The following is a 23,699-nucleotide window of genomic DNA, read 5'->3' as shown; positions in this document are numbered from 1 at the left end:
TGGATTATTGGTTCTGTGGCTTCCAGGCCCCGCTATCGACCGCGTTGACCAACTTGTTCACCGCCTCGCGCATGGCCAGGTCGAGAACCTTGCCGTTGAGGGTCGAGTCGTAGCTGGCGGTGCCGCCGAAGCCGATCACCTCGCGGTTGGACAGGGCGTACTCGCCAGCGCCCTGGGTCGAATAGACGACCTCCGAGGTAGAGATGTTGACGATGTTCAGCGCCACCTTGGCGTAGGCGATCTGCGACTTGCCGCGGCCAAGGATGCCGAACAGCTGGCGGTCGCCGACTTCCTTGCGGCCGAACTCGGTGACGTCGCCGGTCACCACGTAGTCGGCACCCTTCAGGCGCTGGGCCTGGCCCTTGATCGCCGCTTCCTGCTGGATCTCGCTCATGTTGTCGCGGTCCAGCACGTTGAAGCGATTGGTCTGCTGCAGGTGGGTGATGAGAATGGTCTTGGCCTGGCCGCCGAGGCGGTCGACGCCATCGGAAAAGATCCCGCGCATGTAGCTGGAGCGGTTGTCGAACTTGCCTACCGCAATCGGCGAACGCACGCCGCTGTAGGGTCGGTTGACGCTCTCGACCTGCTGTACCGGCAACGCGGTGGAGGTCTCGGTGGCGCAGCCCGCCAGGCCGGCCAGGGTGGCAACGGCGAGGAGCGGCAGTAGTGTTTTCTTGGCGCTGTGACTCATGGGGTTCTCCTGGAAAAAAACGCTATCGACGCGGAGCGGCTTCTAGCCGCCCCGTGTGCGGAAAAGAGGGCGTAGTGAAAATCGAGGAAGGCCAGGCGGCACGGCGGCGCGCCAAGGCGAGGGGCGAAATGGGGTGGCCACGATTTCTTTCCTTGAAATACGAATGCGTCGATCAACCGGCGCTCCCGGCCGGCCTTGGAAATCCGAAAGAATCGTGCGGGAAGCGATGCACGAACCGTATGAGCCATCAATAGGCCATCTCGGTGGGCGGCAAAGTTACCACAGTTATTCCGATCGTTTCGTTATGCAGGAAGCATACTCGGAGAATTCTGACTGCGTCTCGTTCGCAGGATCGAGGTGGGACGCCGGGCACCGGTGTCCGCCACCCACCGGTGGCAGCCAGCCAGGCATCCTTGCCGCCCATTGCGCCCGACGCTGTACGGCGCAAACGAAAACGGACACCCCTTGGGAGTGTCCGTCTCTGCCGTCGACCGGTCAGGCCAGGTCGAGGCCGCGCATTCTCAGGCGCAGGTCCTGTTCCTGGGGCTTGCCTGAACGATCCGTCCCGGTTGCCAGGTCCAGGGCATCGAGCAGTCCCTCGCCGTGGCCGCTCCGTTCCCCCAGCGTGGCCTCTTCGAGCACCCGACGGGTCACACCCTGCCCATCCTTGGCGCTGAGAAGCACGCGCATGTCGGTCCCCTTGTCGTAGAGGATCTCCTGCTCATCGCCCTCGATCGATATCTCGCTGACATCGATCCCGGATCTGCCGAACAGGGTGGTTATCGTGCCCAGGCCCGCGAAGCTCCTGGCAACGCTGGGGTCCCGGGAGGTGGAGAGATAGCCGGCGTCGTGGCCGACCTGGCCCTCTTTCACCGCCTCGAAGGCATCCCTGCCCTGGGTGCCGCGGAAGGTCTTCACGACCTGTTCAGCCGGTCCGCTCTTTTCGAACGCGGCAGACATGCCCCGGTCGATCAACGCCTGGCCAGCATCCAGCTCTCGCCCCTGACGCAGGGAACGATTCAGGTGCTGGTACTCGCCGTTGGTATAGAGACCGAGCGCCATCACCTCGGCATCGCTGTACGGCCCGTCCGGGTGTTCGCCGAGGTACTGCTCCGCCTCCAGCCCGAAGTGCTCCACCAGTCCATCCGCCAGCGCCTTGTCGACAGGCTCGCCCTTTACCTCGCTCTCTACCGCGTGGCGCAACAGGGCGACCTTGTCCATTACCGCATGCAGTTGGACGGCGATTTCGCGCAGTTGCTCCGGGCTTGCGCTGAGTACATGCTGGCTGGCGGCACCGCCCGCGGTCCCCCACTGTTGCAGCGCGATCCCCCCAACGCTCTGTTCGAGCAGGCGGGCAGCCTGGGTACGGGAAGCCTCGATCCGGCTGCCATCGCGAATCCCGACCAGGGCGGTGGCCAGCGAGCGCAGGGCGCCGTCGCCGCTGGCCAGGCGCGTGTGATCCTTCGCCAGCCTCTCCGCTGTCAAAGTCGCCAGCTCGCTCGCCTTGCCAAGTCCGCCCAAGGTCAGGGGCAGTGCCTTTTGCAGCATAATCTGCTTGATCTCGGCGGCCGAGAGACTGGCGGCAGGCGGCGCGTCCTGACGGGAGAGCGGCGCCTGGGTGGAGGCGTGGGCACGGCTCCCCAGCAGTTTGCCCAGCCACTCGATGATCGCCACGAAGGGACGCGCGAGGGCGGCCCCCAGGCGGGAGAGCAGGCCCTCGCCCTTCGGTGCTTCCTGGCGCTGGGCCAGTTGTTGCGCCTCCCGGGGAGTGGCCACCTGGCGGGCCTCGACCTGTCCCAGGCGCCCGGCCACGGCCTGGCTCAACTCAGCCACGAAAGACGGGTTCTGCTGAGATGATTGAATATGCATGATGATTGACGTCTCCTGATGTTTCCCCGCCAGTCTAGGAACGAGGCGCCCCTCCGCCTATCAGGATTGGCCGTGGTTTTTTTACTGTTGGCGGCCGTCGGAGCACGCGGAAAGAGAACCGTCAGCGGCCGAAAAACAGCGGACTTTCCCTACGCCAGCTCCCGTGCGCCTACACCGGGGCGGAGAACCCGATGGATATCGGCGGCAGCGACGGGCTCTTGGTGGACGGCGCACCGCCGTGCGGGCGCCTCGGGGTCGTCTGCTGCTATGGTGCGCACAGGCACGTCGCCATCCTCTCTCCCGGCGAATGGAATCGAGCATGACGCTTTCCCTGGATCTGTTGTTGAGCCTGTGCACGGCCCTGGCCATCGGCCTCCTGATCGGCGCCGAGCGCGGCTGGCAGGAGCGCGACCACGAAGATGCGCGGCAGATCGCCGGAATCCGCACCTTCAGCCTGGCCGGCCTGCTCGGCGGCTTCGCCACCCTGCTCGCGGGCGAACTGGGCAGCGCAGTCTGGGTAGCCTTGCTGCTGGCCCTCGCGGCGCTGGCCGTGGCCGGCTACGTGAGCGATGTCAGGCGTGGCGGCGACCAGGGCATGACCACCGAGATCGCCCTACTGATGACCTTCCTCCTCGGCAGCCTCGCCCTCACCGAACAGCGCCTGCTGGCTGCCGCCGGCGGCATCGTGCTGACCCTGCTGCTGAGCCTCAAGGACAAGCTCCACGCCCTGCTGAAGCGCCTGACCGCCGAGGAGCTATCGGGCACCCTCAAGCTGCTGTTCATTTCCGTGGTCCTGCTGCCGGTGCTGCCCAACCAGGGCTATGGTCCCTGGGCGTTCTTCAATCCCTACCTGACCTGGTGGATGGTGGTGCTGATCGCCGCCCTCGGTTTCTCCGCCTACCTGGCCATCCGCCTGATCGGCTCGCGCAAGGGCCTGTTGCTGACCGCGGTGCTCGGCGGCCTGGTGTCCTCCACAGTGATGACCCTGACCCTGGCGCGCCTGCGCGAGCGCATGCCCGACGCCCTGTTGGCGTGCGCCCTGCTGGCGACCTCGGCGCTGATGTTCCCGCGCATCCTCGTCGAGATCGGCGCGATCCACCCGGCCTTGCTGAAGGAACTGGCCCTGCCATTCGCCGCCACCACCCTCGTCTACCTTGGCGGCACGCTGTTCCACGCCCTGCGCGGCGGCCGCGCCAGCCAGGAGGCGCCCGACGAGCCAGGCCTGCGCAACCCCTTCGAACTGCTCCCGGCCCTGCGCTTCGCCGCCCTGCTGAGCGCGATCCTGCTGTTGGTGGAGGTCGGCCGGCGGCTGTTCGGCGATGCCGGCATCTACGCGGTCGCGCTGCTCTCCGGCCTCGCCGACGTCGACGCGATCACCCTGTCCCTGGCCCGCGCGGCGCAGGGCGAACTCGATCCAGGCGTGGCCAGCCGCGGCATCGCCCTTGCCGCCCTGAGCAACAGCCTGGTCAAGGCCGGCCTGGTCGTGCTGGTGGGCGGCAAGCGGCTGGCCCTGCAAACGCTACCCTTCAGCCTGGCGGGGCTGCTGGTAGGAGCGCTGCTGATCCTGCTGTGAGGCGCCGGGGAAACCCCGGAGCGCCGCTGGACGAACGCGACGACAACCGCCTGGCGCCCCGCATCAACCTGCGCGGCTACTGGCTGCAACGGCCGGGTTTCAAGGCCAAGGACCGGACCAGGACCCGGGTGAGGCAGGGCGGCCTGGCGATCACGGCGGAGCGAGGGGAGGGGACGCCTCCGCGTTGGACTGAGGCGTCTCTGCGACGTCGGAGACAAGGCGGTGGCTGGCTGAGCCAATCGCCCTTTGCAGCGTGAAGGGCGCCCGGAACTAGCGGCACTCACCCCGCGCGGTCGCATCGACCACCCTGCCCGAGGCGTCGGCAAAGAACTCGTAGATGCAGGTGTAATAGCCGCTCTGGTTGGCCGTGCCGGTCTTCTGGTTCAGGACCGAGCTGTTGGGCGTATTGCCATGGCCCTGCTCGTAGTAGGTGTAGTCGTAGTCGTGGCTATAGTTCTCGTACTCCTTCCACACGTACTTCTGCCTGGCGGCATCCCCCGTCACGCGTTCCGGCTCGCCGAAGCGCTTGATCACGTCCTGGATCGGCAAGCCGATCCAGGATTGCGCATCGCTACGCGCGCGACTGCCATAGGCCTCCATGACGCACCCCGACACGCTGATCGCAAGGGCCGCCAGGGCGGTGAGTCTCAGAGCCAGTACCGGCATATTTGCTTCTCCTTCCATGGCGGCCTGCCTACGCGGCATCCCGCTCCCTTTGCGCGGGTCGGTGTGCTGCGAATGGTAGGGGGCCGGGGCCCGCCCGTTCAACGGGAGACGGCGGTTTCCGGTGTACTAGTACATTGGGGCGCTGTGCGACGGGGCAGTAGAAAGGAGGGTCGGCAAGCCGCCAGGAGCAGATGGATATGGGTGGTTATTCAGCAAAATGCATGGAGCTTGTTATCGAAGGCATCCTCGAGGTTTTGAGGATCGGAGAGGTAGCGTTGGTAGTCCTCGTCCTCGGCGAATACCACTTGGCGACTGTGTCCCCGCTGGACCATGTGAAGCGGATAATTCGGTAAACCACTCGCCCTTGCCTAGGCATCGCGGAGCCTCCTTGCTTAGAAAACTAGAGTAGGGAAAATAAATCTGTCCCCTTTATGCTGCTAATTTCAGAAACTGCGCCACGCAGAAACACTCAAAGCAAATAACTCGCTAAACCATTCTCCCTTACCTAGGCATCTTGCCCCCTTGACGGAACCTGCGCTGGAGCCTCCGTGTTCAGAAATTAGGATAGGGAAAATAAAAATTCTTCCTTTATGTTAATAATTAGAAATAAGTTTATCTACGTACTCTTTCCGGTATAAACCCAAATCAGCCTGCTCCATCATAAACTCTCTACTAACGAACTCGCCAAAATCAAAATTTGAATATACAGATTTCGTTTCATCCAACATAACCAAAACCCCTATCTCTTCTAAAACCTCTTCATACAGAACCCATGAGACCATATCTGAAAAAGCTACTATTCTACCTACCTCTCCAACTAAAACATGCTCTTCATATAAAGAACACAGCCTATTCTCTATCTCAGTAAAATTAACTTCAAGCAGATCAACCTCATAAACCGAGGAGATCTCAAATTTATTTTTTTGGGCTACCAAAAAGCAGAAAAATATTTTTTTGACAAAAAAAGGGGACAGATTTATTTTTACTACTCTAATTTCGGCGACTGCGCCCACTCTGAAACGCTCAAAGCAAATAATTCGCTAAACCATGCGCCCTTACCTAGGCATCGCGAATTTCCTTTACGGCATCTGCGCTGGAGCCTCCATGCTCAGAAAATTTAGAGTAGAGAAAATAAATCTGTCCCTTTCATTCGGTGCAAAAAGACGCGGGCCGTAGGTGCGTCAACACCTACGGCCCGCTAACCACAAGCAGCTAAGAAGGAGCTGACCATGGCTAAGGCCGATCATAGGGCAGTCACGCCCAGAACTGAACGTTTTGCCACCGTCGCCGCCGATTCAATAGCCCCGGGAGTGCCGGGGCTATTTTTATTGAAAACAACACTACTTACCGTAGTTGAATGCAATACCAAATTTCATTTCATCAACGTGTAATTTAATTACACATCCAGACCACCCCCCCTCTCCAGCGGTCAAATTGTTGGCTGAAAAATAATCGCGCAATTGGACCAGCAACTCTGTCAAATCCCCTACAGCACGCCCATCCGGATCAAACCAGTTCAACTCACCAGACTGATCAACATAGTCAAACTCATACTTCCCTCCATCGCCCTCTGAGAAAAGCTCCGCCCGAACTATTATTTCCCTAGCATCCGCTGGGCCAGCATCGACTAAAAGCTGTCCAATTTTCTGATATAACTCTTGATCGCCCATCAAATACCACCCGGTGAGTTTTTGAAATCGACAATGACAGGGCGACCACCATCAATAGAGTATCTGACAGTAAATCTATCAGGACGCACAGATGAGCCAGAATAGACAGGCTCAATTTTCACACTGACCATCTGCCCTTGCTTGAGCGCAGATGACCAAGTGTTCTCCATGGACTTCCAGGCACCTTTATTCAAGTTCCCATTCATGGGAAGCAGGTTCAGCTTCTCACCTGGCCCATTGAAGATACTTGCAATCAGATGGCCACCTTCATCGCCACTAACCCCGCATTTACCAGCAATGCACTGCTGATAAGTATTCCGGTCACTCTTCGTCAGCGAGAGGTTGGACTCAACCTTCTCAACACGCCCAAGACTATCTGTCTGATAAGAAAAAAGGGGACAGATTTATTTTCCCTACTCTAATCTCGGCCGCCCTTGCCCACGCCGCTCTATTCTCACCCCGGCTACCCGCTCGATCTCGTCCACGAACCGTTGATTGCCCGTCAGTTGTCCACGCTGAACCGCCTCGCGAATCAGCCTCAATTCCTCGGCCGGTATCGCCTCTTTCATGAACGTTACGTATCGCCGATATCTCTCTTCGGCCGTCTGACCTAGCTCAATGAAGCAGGAATCCATATCCAACCAGTTTGGCTCCTTCAACCAATCCGCCCGCAGCCCATAACTTGACCAGGGATAGGCCGCCACATCGTCCACCATCCGCGCCCGAACAGGGTTCAGTTCGATGTACCGGCAACACGCCAGCAGGTAGGCATCGCTCTGTACGACACTCGATTTATAGCGACTTTCCCACAACGTTCCGGAACGGCCCTCCAAGCGATTCCGATATCGTGTCGTGCGCGCCGCCAGCGTTTTCATCAGTTGCGCCAAGCCAGACAGCGAATCACCAGGCGCCAAGAGCAGATGGACATGGTTGGTCATCAGGCAAAATGCGTAGACCTTGATACCAAAGGCATCCTTGAGGTCCCGTAGATCGGAGAGGTAACGCTGGTAGTCCTCGTCCTCGGCGAATACCACTTGCCGATTGTGTCCCCGCTGGACCACGTGAAGCGGATAATTCGGTAAAACCACTCGCCCTTGCCTAGGCATCGCGGAGCCTCCTTACGGCGTCTGCACTGGAGCCTCCCTGCTTAGAAAATTAGAGTAGGGAAAATAAATCTGTCCCCTTTATGCTGTTGGCGCAAGATCAACAAACTCTTGCCGTTCGACTAAATGTTTCTGGAACGCGTGGCCATTCGCAACCTCCTCAGACAGGAGCTGAGAATTAAGCCTGCCTTGATTGATAGCACTTTCTGCGCCGGAGCTACCTTTTGCCCCAACTAAATATCAAAAGACTCTCTGCGACGGTATACAACCCTACCCACCTCCGAAAGCCCCGGAAGGCGTTCACGCCCCACGATCAACTCAGACCTGCATCTCAAACTAGAGCCCTGATATGCCGTATATTGGCAAACAACATCCTCAATCTCCTCAACGTCCTCTTCGTTGCTCTCTTCAAGATAAAATCTCAATACCCACTCATCGCCATCCCATAACAATGCAATCATTCTAAAATTGGCAGATATCGCACCTACCAACGCTTGAATTAGCATTAACACTTGAAAATTCCATTCTTCCAACGTTGGCTGGCTACTCATTTGGGACTCCAGTTTGGATTTGTAGGGACAATACTTGGACTCTTTGTGCCCTTGATAATAAATACATTGGTTGCCTGATCAGTTATACCAACACCGAGATTAACGTTAGTTCCAGTAACGCCCTCAAACTTGACTACTGGGAATCCCTGAGCATTTCTCCCTAGGATTTTCACTTGGCCGGTATGGTAGGCATCAAGCACTTTTTGAGCATCAGAGACACTGTTTAAGAAACCACCGCCTCCCCGTGCCTCAAGCTGCTGTGTTCCAGCAATATGGCGAAGCTGCTTCTGGCTTATCTTGGTAGAGACATCAGGAAAATCTTTCAGTGTAAGTATTCCTTTCGGACCATCCGTAACGACGCCCTTGCCTGCCCCTGCCAACCCTCCATCAATGGCCAGCCCAACCTCAACTCCCAATGCAGTCGAACTCGCGGCGTTGTCCCGCACCACGCTGGCACCCTGGCCTTGCATGGTGTGCAAGGCATCCAGATAGCCTTTCATACGGATGTCTTCAGGTAACGAGGCAACCGAGTTCCAAGCGTTCTGGATATCCCGCTCCGCACAGCTTGAACAGGTTAGCGCACCCATCAACCACAAGGCAGTTTTTGAAGGCGCGCTGACGATCCCTTCCAGTGCCAGCCCAAAGCCCGCTTGGCTACCTTCACCTTTGGCATTCAGCACTTCCGCACGGTTCGCGGGGTCCCTCGTATAGCTCGCGGGATTCGCTAGGGCTATGTTTTCCAGAACGCTGGTCAGGGCCTCCTTGTTCTTGAATAGCGCCGTCAGCCCCACCCGCTCGTTGTAGTAGTCAGCCTGGGTCACCTGGAAGAGATTGCTGTCCGGGCCTGTGCCCAGCTCCGTACGCAGATACTGAGCAGCCCGGGCAGCGTTGATGTCTGTGCCGGCCAAGGCCTGGTTCCAGCCATTGTCCACCATCATGGCGGCCGTGCTGAGAAGCTCTTTGCGGGCGGTGTCCTCGCTCAGCCCATTTTCCTGAAGAAAAAAGGGGACAGATTTATTTTCCCTGCTCTAATCTCGGCCGCCCTTGCCCACGCCGCTCTATTCTCACCCCGGCTACCCGCTCGATCTCGTCCACGAACCGTTGATTGCCCGTCAGTTGTCCACGCTGAACCGCCTCGCGAATCAGCCTCAATTCCTCGGCCGGTATCGCCTCTTTCATGAACGTTACGTATCGCCGATATCTCTCTTCGGCCGTCTGACCTAGCTCAATGAAGCAGGGATCCATATCCAACCAGTTTGGCTCCTTCAACCAATCCGCCCGCAGCCCATAACTTGACCAGGGATAGGCCGCCACATCGTCCACCATCCGCGCCCGAACAGGGTTAAGCTCGATGTACCGGCAACACGCCAGCAGGTAGGCATCGCTCTGTACGACACTCGATTTATAGCGACTTTCCCACAATGTTCCGGAACGGCCCTCCAAGCGATTCCGATATCGTGTCGTGCGCGCCGCCAGCGTTTTCATCAGTCGCGCCAAGCCAGACAGCGAATCACCAGGCGCCAAGAGCAGATGGACATGGTTGGTCATCAGGCAAAATGCGTAGACCTTGATACCAAAGGCATCCTTGAGGTCCCGTAGATCGGAGAGGTAACGCTGGTAGTCCTCGTCCTCGGCGAATACCACTTGCCGATTGTGTCCCCGCTGGACCACGTGAAGCGGATAATTCGGTAAAACCACTCGCCCTTGCCTAGGCATCGCGGAGCCTCCTTACGGCGTCTGCGCTGAAGCCTCCCTGCTTAGAAAATTAGAGTAGGTAAAATAAATCTACCCCTTTATTTATTCTTTATTTAATAAAGTATATTTATTTCTGAAAAAAAGTAATAGTAGGGCCATAATCTTGATCTGAGCAAGATAGCAAAACCGAAAAATCTCTATCTGGAAATTTCTCTTTTAAAATTAAGCGCCATGATAGAGAAAGCATATGAGCAAGCTGCTCAAAAATTTCATCTTCTACATCCTCATTGCACCCGGAAAAAATATCATAAATATGGGTATGATTAATGAATCTCTCTACAGACTGGATATCATTTTCTAATCTTTCCATCCAGTCATTAAATTTTTTTTCCTCATAATTCATCTCCAGTATTACCGCCCCCCTATCCAAGATAAAATCAGGAAAAACCAATTTCCCTAAGATCAATAAGTCTTCTGGCCTGATTTCATAGGAAATATATGAAAATACATCAATCTCATTCTTATTCTCCCAGCCGGACCTCCATAACTCATAATTACTCAAACACTTTAAATCTTTAAAAGACACTATTTTTTTCATGGTATCTCATCCGAATTAGCAGGGCGCGGAGCTAATTTAGTTGATGGAGATTGTACTCTAACACTTCCGTCTGGCAATATATTTCTACCATATTCTATTACATGAGGCGTGGGTATGTTTGCATGCGAAGCCCCGCTTACATCGACCCTTTTAATAATCATGCCAGTCGAGTCATATACAGCATAACTTGTAACATTCCCCTTATTATCAGATCTATATAGCACTCCATTGGCTGGCCCACCATCTAGCTTAAACCTACCGCTAGTCTTAATAGCATTTTCTAAGGGGCCACCAGTAAAGTTCCCTTCTGCACGAGGAGGATTTGGTATTTTTGTTTTAGTTGCTTCTTTCACCGGATGCGTATAAGGCATTCCCGCCTCAGCATCCGCCAACGCCCCAATGGTAGGCAGATTAGCCTTTCCTGGGGCCACCTCTCCTTTGGGCAACTCTCCCGCCTTCAGCGCATTCATGAGCGCCTTGGCCGTTACCTTGCCAGCGGCACCGCCCATTGCCGGAACGCCGATTCCGAACGGATTGAACCCCGTCTGGTCCAGGTATGCACCGACTTCCTTCTGCCACTGTGGATTACCGTTCCACCAGAGGTTGGCGGTCTGCTCCAGGTGCAACTGACCAGCCGTCGTCCAGTCGACAACATTTCGGCCCATCAGGAAACCGTAGGCTATATCGCTGTCACTTCCTCCCGGATTAGCTGTTTCCTGCCGGGCCACCAGCTCGTTGAGAGCCGTAGACCCCGCATCGATCTCCGCACGAATCTCCGCGCAATTACCCACAGCCACGCAGCCATTCAACCTCCGCCGGTTCTCGTCGCTACGCGCCTTGAACTCTTCCTCTACCTGACGGCAATTTCCCTGGGACTTGCATTTCTGCAAGGCATTATCCAGATCGGCCACATCCTGATGGTTGAGGAAGTTGTATTGCGTCGAGTTCTTCGCTACCCAAGCAGCGCTTTCCAGAGCTTTGCCTGTCGCATCGGGATCGCGTACCGCCGCAGCCAGAACACCAACCAATTGCGACCCCATAGTGACCATGGCTTCACGGTTCTCAGGGCTCAAGCTCTTGAAGGCCTGGTCTAGCTTGGCCACCAGCGCTTCATTGGCGCCAGCCGCCGCGGCGCCCGTGGCGAAATCGCCACCGCTGACCTGCGCCGCCAGGCCACCCATCAGGGCGTGCATGGTCACCATCGAAGGATCGCCTGGCTTCAGGCTGTATTCCTGGCCGATATCGCCGACGAAGTTGAAACCTGCCGCCGCGAAACTGTTGTAGAGCGCGCTCTTCAGCGCCTCGTTCAGGCTCCCGCCCTGGCCCAAGGCCTGGCTCAGTACAGTGGATGTAGCGTTCTGCATCGCCTGATTGGCAGCGAAGCGACCAACACCAGATAGGCTGCTGAGGTCTACCGTGACCTTTCCAGTAAGCGGATCAGTCTTGGTCTGAAGAATCCCGTCGAAGTACTCAGCCGTCAGCCCCCCGGTCAGGCTCGCAATAGCAATCTGCTTCAGACTGTCGCTACTGAAGCTGTCTTTCAGCACCTTCCCGAGATCGCCCTTGTTGTTGATCAGGCTGACCGCTGCCGTGCCCGACAGGCTTCCTGCCGCACCAACTCCTGCGCCCATGGCGAAGCTACTGGCACCCACTCCTGCTCCACTGAGCGCTCCCGCTGCCGCCATGCCACCGATGGCTGCCGCCGCGATGGCGACAGCTATCTGCGTCGCCGGCCCCATGCCCGAGTTACTGTACTTCCAGCTATCGTGCACCTCCTGCACCATGCGCCAGTCCACATCCCCGCGCTGCTCGGCCTCCTTCAGCCACGCCAGTTGCGGATCCGCCTGCACCATCGCGTCGATGGTCTGGCTCACGGTCTTCTGGTCGATATGCTTGAGGTCGATCTTCAGCCCTTCCACGGCCTTGATCGCCAGATTCCCCTGGGCCACGATCTGGCTCTGGCGCACGGTTTCGTCGGTCTGGCCCTTGCCCTTCGACGACTGCCACGCCAGGTCGCCCTTGCTCTTCTCGTGGCTTTCCTGGTGCAGGTCCTTCACCGCCTCGAAGGTCACCGCGCCGCCGCTGACGATGGCCAGGTCGTTGCCCGATTCCAGCTTCGCGCCCTGGTAGGTCTGGTCGCCGCCGCTGAGCAGGGTGAGGTCGCCGCCGCTGCTGATCTGGCTGCCCACCGCCTTGACGTCGGTGACTTCGTCGCGCCGGGTTTCCTTGCGGCCGAAGTCGCCTTTCTTCTTCTTGTCGTACAGGTAGTAGTTGCTGTCGTTGGCGGCCAGCAGTTCCAGCTTGTCGCCGGCCACCAGGTAGGCCTCGTCGCCGGCGCTGGCCTGGCTCGCGATCAGGCGCAGGGCCTGTCCGGCATTGATCGCCAGGTCGCCGCCGGCGTCCACGCGGGTGCCTTGCTGGGCAACCTTGTCTTCCTGGTAGGTGACCTTCCTGGTCTTGCTGTAGGCATGCTCCTCGTTCGCCGCCGCCGCCAGGGTCACGTCGCGCCCGGCGGAGAGGGCGATGTCGCGGCGCGCTTCGAGGGCGCTGGCCACTGCGCTGAGGTCGCGCCCGGCGCTGACGTTCAGGTCCCGCCCGGCACTGACTTCGGCGCCGAGCTGGGTCACGCTCTGTAGCCGCGACGTGCTCCAGCGGGTCTGGCCCTGGCGGTCCTCGACGGCGGCGACGGTGACGTCGCGTCCGGCGTCGAGGCTGAGGTCGCCGCGGCTCTGCAGCACCCCGCCGAGGTTGGCGATGTCGCGTCCGGCCTGGACGTTCAGGCTGTTCGCCGCCTCCACCCGCGCGGCGCTGTCGGCGAAGCTGCGTTCCCAGGTGCGGCCGTCGAGCGCGCTGTCGTAGCGGGTCACGCTGCGTTCGTTGATCACGTCGCCGGTCAGCGCGGTGAGGCTCACGTCGCGCCCGGCGATGACCCCGCCCTGGCGGTTGCGGATCGAGTCGCCGGCGAGCAGGTCGAGGCGCTTGCCGGCCTCGATCAGGCCGCTGTTGTCGAGGTTGTCGGCCGTCGCCGAGAGGTCGTTCCGCGCGCGCAGGGTGCCGACGTTATGCAGGTCGCCGCCGCTCACCAGCTTCACGTCGCGGCCCTGGATCAGCGCACCGTTGGGTGCCAGCCGACCCTCCGCCTGGGCCAGGTAGACCACCGGCGCGAGGACCTTCTCGCCGTTCACCTCGACCTCTTCCAGCCAGACGATGTCGTGGGTCAGCGCCGCCATCTGCTCCGCGCTCAGACCCACGCCCAGTTGCAGCTGGAGCTTGTCCTTGTAAGCGATGGCGTTGTCCATCAGGTAGCGGAACAGTGCCTCGTCGCTGCTCAGCCCGTCGATGTAGCGCTGGCCGGTGCGCGCCACCACCGCGTCGCGGATCAGCCGCTGCTCGTAGAGACCGTCGCCGAGGCGCTTCTTGCTATCGTCCGGGTTCATGCCCAGGCCGCTGAGCAGGTAGTCCGAGTTGAGGAACTGCTTCAGCTCGGTGAGCGCCGGGTTGGTCTCGATCAGGTACTTGTGGCTGGCGCTCGGCGTGGCGTTGCCGGGCACGCCCTGGACCCGGGCGACGCCCGGCAGGCTACCGCCGAGCGTGCTGCCGCCCTGACCCTGGACGTTGGCCGCGCCAGCCAGGCCGTCGACTCGCACGCCCTGGCCCTGCCAGGTACCGGCGGCGTTGCCGGCGCCCTGCTGGCCGACCGAGACGCCGCTACCGCCCTGGGTGCGGTCGGCGCCGGCACCGAGCGCGGCGCTGCCATTGCCGTCCTCGGCGAAGCGCGAGCTGAGACGGAACAGGCCGTTGTCACCCTGGGGCAGGCTGAAGCCGGGCAGGGTAACCGGGTTGACCTGGCGCCGCGCCAGGTCGGGCGGCAGTTGCGAGGTCAGCGGCACGACCACCGAAACCCCGCTGCCGCCCACCGCGCTGTCGCCCACCTGGCGGCCGCTGCCGACGAAGGTGTAGCCGGGGCGGGTGACGCCGTTGTCGATGCGCGTGCTGGCATTGACCGTGACATCGCCGGCGGCCTGGATCACCGCTGCGTAGGACTGGTCGCCACTGCTGATCGGGGTCGGCCCCTTGCTCGGGAATTCGTACTCGAAGGACCAGTCGCTGAGGATCGCGTTGAGCGCGGCGGGGATCTCGCCCGCGCGCGCCGGGTCGAAATTGGCGCTCTGGTACCAGTAGAGGTTGGTGAAGTTGCGCGACTTCTGGTCGATGCCGCCGATATCGCCGCCGCGAGCGGTACGCAGCACGCGGATGGTTTCCAGCTCGCCGGTTTCCAGGCCCTGGTTGTCGAGGACTTCGAGGTTGGCGGTGAGGTTGCCGCCGCTGCCGATCAGACTGGAAAGGTTGTTCAGGGTGCCGCCGTCGATGGCGAAGTCGCCTCCGGCCAGCAGTTGCCCCATGGCGCTGCTGGCGGTGACCTCGGTCTTGTCGCGCTGGGTGATGGTCCAGATGGCGTTTCGCTTGCCGCTGCAGTCGCCCGCGTTGACGCCTTCGATGCAGGCGGTCTGCTCCATCTTCGCGGTGTACAGGCCCGACTTGCTTTCCAGCACGGCGCGACGGTTCTCGATCAGGCTGGCACGCAGGCTGAAGTCCTTGCCGCTCTCGATCACCCCGGAAAGGTTGCGCAGGCTGGCGGCACGGTTGCCGGCATCGTCGCGGGCGATATCCAGCCTGCCGAGGCTGTACACATCCCCGTAGAGGTTGGTGATGTCGCCGGCGCGCAGGGTCATGTCGGCGCCACTGAACAGCAACCCGCGCTCGTTGAGCAGGGCGGGCGCGTTCAATCGCAGGTTGCCGCCGCCGCCCAGGGTGCCGTAGTTGTTCAGGCTCGCGGCGCTGGCCACGAGGTCGCCGGCGGCGGTGATCCGCCCACGGTTGACCAGCAGGTTGCCGGCGCCGAGCGTGACATTGGCGCCGCCGGCGAGGCTGGCGGCATTGCCGAGGTCGAGGCTGGCGGCGTTCAGGGCGAAGTCGCCGAGGCTGGTGGCGCGGCCGTTGCCACGGTAGCCGCCGCTCAGCTCGAGGCGCAAGCTGCCGTCGCTGGCCAGCAGGCCGTCGTTGCTCCAGTCGCCGCCGCGGCCAGTGAAGGACTGCACCGCCAGCAGCTTGCCCTCGGCCGTCTGGCGGAAGGTGCCGATGTCCAGGTTCAGGCGTCCGGCTTGCAGCACGCTGCTGTTGGTCCATTCGCTGGCGCGGATGTCCAGCAGGCCATTGGTGGTCAGTTCGCCGCCGGCGCGGATCACCTGCCCGGAATCCAGGCCGAAGGTGCCATTGCCGGTGTGGAGGATGCGCCCGCCGGCGTTGGCCAGGCTGCCCAGTTGCAGGTCGAGGTCCTGGTTGGCGCTTTCCAGCACGCCGTAGGCGTTGTTCAGGCCGCCAGCGACCAGCCGCGTGCTGCCGCTGCGGCCGAGGGCGCGCAGGCTGCCGCCGCTGTTGTCGATCGCGGCGGCGCGCAGGTGCAGCTCGCTTTCGCTTTCCAACTGGCCGAAGCGGTTGGCCAGCGCGCCGGCCAGGCTGAAGTCGATGCGCCCGGCGCCGACCTTGCCGCCCTGACCCGCCGCCGCGCCCTGGTTGAGGAAACGCTGGCCGTCGAGGCTGAGCAGGCCGCTGGCGTAGAGGCCGCCACCCTGGTTGTCGAAGTCGGCGGTGACGATGCGGTTGTCGCCGCCCAGCGCCGAGAGATGGCCCTGCTGGTTGCGCACGCCTTGCCCGGCGCGAATCTCCAGCGACTGCGCCTGGGTGACGCCGGCGCTGTTGTCGAACAGCCCGGTGACCAGCGTCAGCCAACCCTTGGCGCTGTTGAGCACGCCGCCGGCGCCGTTGTCGAGGCTGCCGCTCTGCAGGTCGAGGTTGCCGGCCCGGCTGTCCAGGCGGCCGCCCTGGTTGTCCAGCGCGCCGCCGATACGCAGCCGGTTGTCGCCCTGGGCCTGGAGCGTGCCCTGGCGGTTGTCCAGGCTGCCAGCCTGCACGTCGAGGGCGCCGGCCTGGCTGAAGATCAGGCCGTCCTGCTGGTTGCGCAGGGCGCCGCCGCCCAGGCGCAGGCTCATGCCGGCCTGGCTGGCGAGGGTGCCGGAGGCGCTGTTGTCGAGGCTGCCGGTGGTGATCTCCAGCAGCCCCTGGCTGACCAGCTTGCCGCCGCGGTTGTCGACGCTGGCGCTGCGCAGCAGCAGGTCGCCGCCGCTGGCCAGGCGCGCCGCGCCGGTGTTGACCAGGGCGCCGCCGAGGATGGCGTCGAGCCGGCCCTGGCTGATCAACTGGCCGTCGCTGTTATCCAGGCTGGCGCCCTTGAGCAGCAGGCTGCCGCCGTTGATCCGGCCGCCGGCGTTGTTCAGCAGCGTATCGTCGCGCTCGAAGCTCAGCGCGCGCTGCGCCGAGACCAGGCCGCCCTGGCCGTTGTCCAGCTTCCCGACGATGCTCAGGGTCACGTCGCTTTCGCCGGAGACGATGCCCTGGGCGTTATCCAGGCTGGCGGCGTCGATCCGTTGCGCGCCCTTGCTGACCAGGGCGCCCTGGCCGTGGTTGTCCAGCGCGCCGCCGAGGCTGATGGCCAGCTCGCCGTCCTTGCTCGAAAGGGTGCCGCCGGCGCTGTTGTCCAGGCTCCCGCCTGTCACCGTCAGGCCCTGCCATCCGGAGAGCAGGCCGGCGCCGGCGTTGCCCAGCGCGTCGGCGTCCAGGCGCAGTTTCCCGGCGCTGATGATGCGCCCCTGCTGGCCGTTGTCGATGCGCCTGGCCAGCAGCTCGAAGCCCTGCTGGCTGGAAATCTCGCCGCCCTGGCGGTTGTCGAGGACGTTCAGCCGCTCGATGCTCAGCGGGCCGCGGGCACTGATCAGGCCGCCCTGGTTGTCCAGGTCGCCGCCCCGCAGGTCGAGACTGACGCCGCGCTCGCCAATCAGCCGGCCCTGGCGTTGCACCAGGCGCTCGACCGTCAGGCGCAGGTCGCCCCGGGCGGAGATTTCGCCGCCGTCGGCGGAATCGACGCGCCCTGCCGTCAGTTCCAGTTCGCCGTCGCTGGTGAGCAGGCCGCCACGGTTGTCCAGGTTGGCGGCGCTCAGGCGCAGCGACTGCTTGCCACTGAGGGCGCCGCCACGGTTGTCGAGGTCGGCGCTGCTGACGTCCAGCACGCCCTGGCTGATCAGTTGGCCACCCTCGGCGTTGTCCAGCGCACCAGTGACGACGCTCAGGCCGGCGTTGCCAGAGAGCAGGCCCTTGCCGCTGTTGTCCAGCGAGGCGCTGGCGAGCGTCAGGCGGGCGCCGGAAACGGTGCCTTCGGCGTGGTTGTCCAGCGCGCCATCGACGCGCAGGTCGATGCCGGCGCGGCTGGCCAGGGTGCCCTTGGCGCTGTTGTCCAGGCGAGCGGCCGCGATGTCCAGGCCGGCGGCGCCGGAGATCACCCCGGCCAGGCTGTTGTCCAGGGCCTGGGCGATGCGCAGGGTCAGGCTGTCGGCGCCGATCAGGCGCCCGCCGCGGTTGTCCAGGCTGGCGGCGGCGAGGGTGAAGGCGCGGTCGCTGGAGATTTCCCCGCCGGCGCCGTTGTCCACCGCGCCGAGCTGGCGCAGCAGCAGCGCGCCGGGCGTGGCGATCAGGCCGCCGTCGCGGTTGACCAGCGTGCCGCCATTGAGGTCGAGGGTGACGCCGGTTTCGCTGACCAGAACGCCGCCTCCGCGCTGGTCGAGGCCTTTCAGGTTGGCGTCGAGCAGGCCCTTGGCGCTGATCCGGCCCTGCTGGCCGTTGTCCAGCCGGGCGGCCACCAGGGTGATGCCGGCGTTGCTGCCGATGCCGCCGTTGCGGCTGTTGTCCAGCACGCCGGTGCGGATATCCACCGCACCCTTGGCGCTGATCACGCCGGAACGGCTGTTGTCGAGGCTGGCGCCCTTCAGCGTCACGCCGGCATCGCTGAGCAGCCTGCCGCCCTGGTTGTCCAGCGCGGCCTGGCTGGTCAGCGCCAGCGCACCGGCGCTGGAGAAGGTTCCGCCACGGTTGTCCAGGCGCGCGACGCGCGCCGTCAGGCTGCCTTCGCTGACCAGCGCGCCGCCCTGGTTGTCCAGCACGCCGCCGAGGCTCACGCTCAGGCTGTTCTGGCTGTCGAGCCGACCGCCGTCGCCGTTGAACAGTTCGCCGCCGTCCAGGCTCAGGCCGTCGCGCCCGGCCAGCACCCCCTTGGCCTGGTTCAGCAGGCGCTGCACGGTGAGGCGCAGGCCGCTGTCGCCGATGACCTTGCCGCCGCGGTTGTCCAGTTGCTCGCGGGCGTTCACGGCGACCTTCGAGGTGCTGGAAATCTCGCCGGCGCGGTTGTCGACCTGCCGCGCCTCGATAGCGATGCCGCCATTCGCGGCGATCAGCCCGGACTGGCTGTTGTCGAGCGTGTCGGCCGCGACCTTCAGGGTCTTTTCGCTGACCAGTTCGCCACCTTGCTGGGCCAGGCTGCCAAGCGTCGCCTGCAGGTCGCCCTTGGCGGCGATACGCCCTCCGGCGTTGCCGACGGCGTTCGCTGCGAGGTCCAGGCGGCCATCGCTGAGCAGCTTGCCACCCTGGTCGTTGCGCAGGCTGGCGACCTCCACGCGCACGCCAGCCTTGCCGCTGGCGCTGCCGCCGTCGCGGTTGTCGAAGGCGCCTCCCGTGGCGCTCAGGCCGGCGTCGGCCACCAGCACGCCGCCACGGTTGTCCAGGCTGGCGCCGTGGACGTTCAACTCGCTGCGGCTCGACAGCAGGCCGCCAGCGCGGTTGTCCAGTTGCCCCACCGTCACGCGCTGCGCGCCCTGGCTGAGCAGGTTGCCTTCATCGCGGTTGTCCAGCAGGCCGCCGAGGCTGACCTCCAGGCCGCCCCGGCTGCTCAGCGTGCCCTTGCCGCTGTTGTCCAGGCTGCGCGCCCGCAGGTCGAGGCGGTTGGCTGCGGAGAACAAGCCGAGGCGGTTGTCGATGGCACCGCTGGCGACCACCAGCAGGTCGTCGCCGATCAGCTTGCCGCCGCGATTGTCGAGGCTACCGACGCGAGCCTCGACGCGCTTGCCGGAGACTTCGCCGTCCCCCCGGTTGACCAGCGCCTGGGCGCTGACGCGGGTGGACTGCTGGCTGCCGAGCAGGCCTTGCTGGCCGTTGTCGAGCGTCGCCGCGCCGACCTCCAGATCGTTCAGGCCGATCACCTGGCCGCCACGGTTGTCGAGATCGCCACGGGTCTTGACCACGGCGCGGTCCCGGCTCTGCAACAGGCCGTCCTGGCGGTTGTCCAGGCTGCTCGCCTCGACCCGCAGTTCGCCCTCGGCGAGCAGCTTGCCGCCACGGTTGTCCAGGTGTCCGCCGTCGACCCGGACGGTCGCCCCCTTCAGGCTGCCGCCCTGGTTGTCCAGCGCCTGGCTCGCCTTCGCTTCCAGCGCGCGGCTGGCCACCAGGCTGCCGGCGTTGCGCAGGGTGCCGCTGCGCAGCTCGAGGTCGCCGCGCGCGTTGCGCCGCTCGTCCGGCTCGACGCCGGCTTCGATCACCCCGGCGTTGTCGAGGCGCGCGGCGTCCAGCGCGATGCGTTCGCGCGCCGCCAGGCTCTGCCGGTTGACCAGTTCCTCCGCGCTGCGAATCTCGGCGCTGCCGCCGGCGTAGGTCTTGCCATTCAGCTCCACGGCCTGGGCCGCGATCTTCAGGTCGCCCTGGCTGGAGGCCTGGGCCAGGCTCAGCTTGCCGCTGGCGTCGATGCGGATGTCGCCGCCGCTGGCGGCCATGTCGCCGGCCAGCTTCACCCCCACGCCCTGCTCGGTGCCGACCAGGCGGATCGCCCCGGCGTACATCCCGCCCAGGGCCGAGCTGTCAATCGCCAGCTGCGGCTTCTCGCTGCCATCGGCGGCGCGCGGCGTGGCCTGCAGGCTGTCGGCCTGGACGTCGTTGCGGCCGGTGACGATGTTGAGGTTCTTCGCGTAGAGCTTGGCGTTGAGCTTGGCGCTGCGGGTGATCAGGTCGAACTGTTCGAGGTTGCCGACGTTCAGTTCGGCGCCTTCGACGACGATGTCGCCGCCGTCCACCTGGAAGCGCTCCAGGCGCTGGCCGTCCATGATCGGCTTGCCGGTGGTGAGGGTCGCGCGCGGCGTGTTGATGAAGCCGCAGCCCTGGCAGGTGATGCCGTGCGGGTTGGCGACGATCACCCGCGCCGACTGCCCGGCCACCTCGGTGTAGCCGGCCAGGGTGCTGCGGTTGCCGCCGGTGACCTGGTTGAGGATCACCTGCGCCGCCTGGCCCTTGAGGTTGGGGTTGCCGAGGATGATCCCGCCGAGCTGGGTACCCTGGGTCTTGCCGGTGGCGTTGTTGAGGATCAGCCCGTTGGCGCCGACGTTGTAGTCGCGGAAATGGTTGTTCGACAGCCCGGCGCCGTTGGGCGTGGCGATATTGACGATGGGCACGCCGTTGCCCGCCTGGCCCAGGCCGGTGTTGCCGCCGGCGGCCTTGTCCAGCGCCAGCCCCGCCGCCGCGGCGACGATCGGGTTGAGGAACAGGATGCCGGCCAGGGACAGGGCGATGCACTGGTTCAGCGGGCTGCGGATGTCCATATCGTTACTCCTTGGCGGGTAGGGGCCCGGCGAGGTTAAGCAAGGTTTTCCAAGGAAAGGGCCTCGATGCAGGTAGGCGCTTTCCTAAAGCGTTCAGGAGGTCGCCGCGTCTTCAGAAGAACGCGTCGACCCGGAAATAGATCGGGTGCTCGCGCCGCTCGATGGCGCTGGGCCGCTCCAGCGAGCGGGCGAAGCCGACGCTGGCGGCGAAATAGCGGCCGCGGGCATCCAGTTCGATGGCGTTGCCGCTCATGCGCCCGCTGGCGCCGTCGTTGTAGCGGTCGTGGCGGATCACGCCGACGTCGTAGGCGAAGGCCACGCCGTATTCCTGCAGCCAGGGCCGCAGCGGCGCCCATTCCACCGCACGCCGCCAGCGCAACTGGTTGCGCCAGTAGCCGCCGCTGTCGCCGGTCAGGGTCTGGTCCTTGAAGCCGCGCACCGAGCTGTTGCCGCCGAGGCTGATGCGCTGCGGGCTGAACAGCACGTCCTCGCTCCTTTGCCCGGTGGCCAGGCTGTCGAAGCTGAAGCGCTCGCCCCATAGCTGGAACGGCTGCAGGTAGCTGAGGGTCAGGCTGTACTTGTCGTAGCGCGCATTCGGATCGCCCGCGTGCGGGTGGCCGCGACCCTGCGCGCCAAGGGCGCCGATGCCCTGCTGCCAGCCAAGGTCGAGGTTGACGAAGCCACTGCCGATCCGCCGGCCATGGTTGAAGCCGAGCTGGGTCTCGGTGATCCGCGTGCTCTGGTCTTCCAGGCGGGTGTCTTCGACATAGTTGTTGGTGCGCTGGTGGCTGAGCCCCAGGCTCATGGCGGTCTTGCTCACGCCGTCGCGGTGCAGCACGCGTTCGGCGCGGAACTGGTGGCTGCGGCTGTCGCCATCGAGCTTGAAGGGGAAGCCGCTGGCCTCGTTGCGCGTGCGGTAGTCGCTCTGGCTGTAGCCGTAGGTGAAGGTCCACCAGCCCCAGGGCAGGCTGTAGAACAGGCTCTGGCTGTCGGAATGGCGCCAGCGGTCGGTCACCGCGTCGCGGTTGGCGCGCAGGTTGAGCTGGTCGGCCAGGCCCAGCGGGCTGTCCCAGTCCAGGCCCAGGCCCATCTGCTGCTCGCCGGTACTGACGTCGCCGTCGTTGTTGCGCGTGGCGGAGACCCGCCAGGGCTTGTCGCGCTCGCCCTTGAGACGCACCCGGCTGCCGCCGACCTCGCTGCCGGGCACCAGCTCCAGTTGCGCCTGGCGCGACGGCAGGCGGCTCAACTGGTCGACCAGTTGCTCCAGCTCGCGCAGGTCGAGCAGCTCGCCGGTCCTGCCCGGAAAGCTCATCGCCAGTTCGCGCGGGCTGGCCAGCGCGGAGCTGTCCAGGCCCTCCAGGCGGCCTTCGACGACGATGATGCGCAGGGTCCCGGAGGCCAGGTCCTGCTGTGGCAGGTAGGCACGGGTGGTGACGTAGCCGCGATCCAGGTAATGGTCGGTGACGGCCTTGAGCAGCGCATTGAGCTGGCCGACGCCCAGGCAGCGCCCCTGGTAGGGCGCCAGCAGTTGGCGACGCGCGCTTTCGTCGAGGTGCCCGGCGCCTTCCAGCTCGATGCGGCGGATCTCGAAGCAGCGCTCGTCGTCGCCGGAGGCATCCGCAGCGGCGGGCGCTCCCTTGCCGGGCAGTTGCTGGAGTTCCTCCAGGCGCTTGCGCTGTTCGTCCAGCAGGCGCTGCTGGCGGTCGCGGATCAGGTCGCGGTCACCGGGGGAGGTGAAGGGGGCGGCGCTGGCCATGAGGGGCAGGCACAGGAAGATAAAGGCCAGGCGATGGAGAGCCACGATTTCATTCCTTGAAATACAGAAAGGCGCGATGTTGGCCCAGCGGCTACAGCGGGTAAGCAGGAATATTCCGAAATCCGTCTTCCATGAGTCGGACAATCCGGAATTAAGGCACAAGGCCATCTGGGCGTGCCGAAAAACCTAACACAGACTTTTGGATTAATCCGTTAGATGGCACGCTTTCTCGACGAACTGCAACAAGACCCATCGTTGGCAGGGTACTCATCGCGGCAAAAAGAAAGGGCCGGCTCCCATGGGAAAGCCGGCCCCGGATACTGCTCGTCGCAGGCGCTGCATCAGCCGCGCTGGTAGACGATTTCCTTGGTGCCGCCGTCGCAGGTGCCGACTACTTTCTTGTCGGTGACGCTGCCCTTGTCGACGATTTCCAGGGTGTAGGCAGGAACGCCGTTGGCCTTGATCTTCGCATCGATCTCGGCTTTCAGTTCCTCACAGGGCTTGGCGGCGAATGCGCTGCCCGCCACGGCAAACAGGCCGACTGCCAACATCAACTTCTTCATGAACACATTCCCTCGTTGCATGGATGAAGACCCGAACGGGTCAGGCTTGCCAAATGCGGCAAGGTTGAGACGAGCGCGCCGCCCATGGAGGCACGCCGCCCTCATAGCCTGTGCATGATCCGGCGAAGCGGAAAGACGCGGCGGCCTTCCCAGGGCGCTGGCGATCGTGGACAGGTTTCCAGGGTGCCATCAGCTATTGGCGATACGGAACCCTACTTTCAGGGTCACCTGGTAATGGCCGACGGCGCCGTTCTCGATGTGCCCGCGGGTATCCACCACCTCGAACCATTCCAGATGCTGGATGCTCTTCGCCGCTTCGGCGAGGGCGTTGTTGATGGCGTCCTCGATGCTGGTCTTGGACGAGCCGACCAGTTCGATCTTCTTGTAGGTGTGGTGATTGGACATGAACTCTCTCCCCGGACGATGCCTGGTTCT

The 23,699-nt window shown here is 63.2% G+C and carries 16 protein-coding genes and 1 pseudogene; 1 reads left to right on the top strand and 16 read right to left on the bottom strand.

The window, feature by feature from the left end; all coding sequences use genetic code 11:
- Nucleotides 1–4: 4 nt before the first annotated feature.
- Both ACM0M4_RS00410 and exoT read right to left on the bottom strand, forming a co-directional pair.
- A complete protein-coding gene (locus ACM0M4_RS00410; protein ID WP_003104306.1) occupies nt 5–691 on the bottom strand; it encodes a CsgG/HfaB family protein in 687 nt (228 codons plus the stop codon).
- Between the two features lie 495 nt (nt 692–1,186).
- Nucleotides 1,187–2,560, bottom strand: a complete 1,374-nt coding sequence (gene exoT, locus ACM0M4_RS00405) for a T3SS effector bifunctional cytotoxin exoenzyme T (RefSeq protein WP_003104308.1) — start codon at nt 2,558–2,560, stop codon at nt 1,187–1,189.
- 163 nt (nt 2,561–2,723) lie between these two features.
- Here exoT and ACM0M4_RS00400 point away from each other — a divergent pair, with 163 nt between their 5' ends.
- On the top strand, nt 2,724–4,133 hold the full coding sequence (locus ACM0M4_RS00400; protein ID WP_003122278.1) for an MgtC/SapB family protein: 1,410 nt from the start codon (nt 2,724–2,726) through the stop codon (nt 4,131–4,133).
- Nucleotides 4,134–4,403: 270 nt separating this feature from the next.
- Here ACM0M4_RS00400 and ACM0M4_RS00395 read toward each other — a convergent pair whose 3' ends face one another.
- From ACM0M4_RS00395 to ACM0M4_RS00330, 14 genes and pseudogenes are all read right to left on the bottom strand, one after another.
- On the bottom strand, nt 4,404–4,799 hold the full coding sequence (locus ACM0M4_RS00395; RefSeq protein WP_003083536.1) for a hypothetical protein: 396 nt from the start codon (nt 4,797–4,799) through the stop codon (nt 4,404–4,406).
- A gap of 212 nt (nt 4,800–5,011) precedes the next feature.
- Nucleotides 5,012–5,175: pseudogene (locus ACM0M4_RS00390) on the bottom strand (transposase); the annotation flags it as partial.
- A gap of 217 nt (nt 5,176–5,392) precedes the next feature.
- Entirely contained in the window at nt 5,393–5,812 is a 420-nt protein-coding gene (locus ACM0M4_RS00385) for a hypothetical protein (RefSeq protein ID WP_170954362.1), read from the bottom strand.
- Nucleotides 5,813–6,139: 327 nt separating this feature from the next.
- Entirely contained in the window at nt 6,140–6,469 is a 330-nt protein-coding gene (locus ACM0M4_RS00380) for a hypothetical protein (protein WP_049347895.1), read from the bottom strand.
- Complete coding sequence (locus tag ACM0M4_RS00375; protein WP_071535845.1) at nt 6,469–6,804, bottom strand: DNA/RNA non-specific endonuclease; 336 nt, start codon at nt 6,802–6,804, stop codon at nt 6,469–6,471. The genes ACM0M4_RS00380 and ACM0M4_RS00375 overlap by 1 nt, the downstream gene beginning before the upstream one ends.
- A 78-nt stretch (nt 6,805–6,882) precedes the next feature.
- A complete protein-coding gene (locus tag ACM0M4_RS00370) occupies nt 6,883–7,575 on the bottom strand; it encodes a transposase (protein WP_034082442.1) in 693 nt (230 codons plus the stop codon).
- Between the two features lie 230 nt (nt 7,576–7,805).
- Nucleotides 7,806–8,123 (bottom strand): hypothetical protein, encoded by a 318-nt coding sequence (locus ACM0M4_RS00365; protein WP_019485604.1) that lies wholly within the window; start codon nt 8,121–8,123, stop codon nt 7,806–7,808.
- Nucleotides 8,120–9,061 carry a hypothetical protein gene (locus ACM0M4_RS00360; RefSeq protein WP_023131438.1) on the bottom strand — a complete coding sequence of 314 codons (942 nt, stop codon included), beginning with the start codon at nt 9,059–9,061 and terminating at the stop codon, nt 8,120–8,122. Before ACM0M4_RS00360 ends, ACM0M4_RS00365 begins: the two co-directional genes overlap by 4 nt.
- A gap of 76 nt (nt 9,062–9,137) precedes the next feature.
- On the bottom strand, nt 9,138–9,839 hold the full coding sequence (locus ACM0M4_RS00355) for a transposase (RefSeq protein WP_023083833.1): 702 nt from the start codon (nt 9,837–9,839) through the stop codon (nt 9,138–9,140).
- A gap of 106 nt (nt 9,840–9,945) precedes the next feature.
- A complete protein-coding gene (locus ACM0M4_RS00350) occupies nt 9,946–10,416 on the bottom strand; it encodes a hypothetical protein (RefSeq protein WP_153274314.1) in 471 nt (156 codons plus the stop codon).
- Nucleotides 10,413–20,945: a two-partner secretion system putative hemagglutinin TpsA2 gene (gene tpsA2, locus ACM0M4_RS00345; protein ID WP_049688261.1), complete on the bottom strand. Its 10,533-nt coding sequence runs from the start codon at nt 20,943–20,945 to the stop codon at nt 10,413–10,415. The genes ACM0M4_RS00350 and tpsA2 overlap by 4 nt, the downstream gene beginning before the upstream one ends.
- A 112-nt stretch (nt 20,946–21,057) precedes the next feature.
- Nucleotides 21,058–22,746, bottom strand: a complete 1,689-nt coding sequence (gene tpsB2, locus ACM0M4_RS00340) for a two-partner secretion system transporter TpsB2 (RefSeq protein ID WP_023095012.1) — start codon at nt 22,744–22,746, stop codon at nt 21,058–21,060.
- A 296-nt stretch (nt 22,747–23,042) separates the two neighbouring features.
- Entirely contained in the window at nt 23,043–23,270 is a 228-nt protein-coding gene (locus ACM0M4_RS00335) for a DUF1161 domain-containing protein (protein ID WP_003097347.1), read from the bottom strand.
- A 183-nt stretch (nt 23,271–23,453) separates the two neighbouring features.
- Nucleotides 23,454–23,669, bottom strand: a complete 216-nt coding sequence (locus ACM0M4_RS00330) for a dodecin (protein ID WP_003097345.1) — start codon at nt 23,667–23,669, stop codon at nt 23,454–23,456.
- Nucleotides 23,670–23,699 lie beyond the last annotated feature (30 nt).

Source organism: Pseudomonas sp. 18-147, from assembly GCF_051048045.1.
GTDB lineage: Bacteria > Pseudomonadota > Gammaproteobacteria > Pseudomonadales > Pseudomonadaceae > Pseudomonas > Pseudomonas aeruginosa.
The sequence above is the reverse complement of the archived record's forward strand: the minus strand, read 5'-3'. Positions and strand labels throughout refer to the sequence as shown.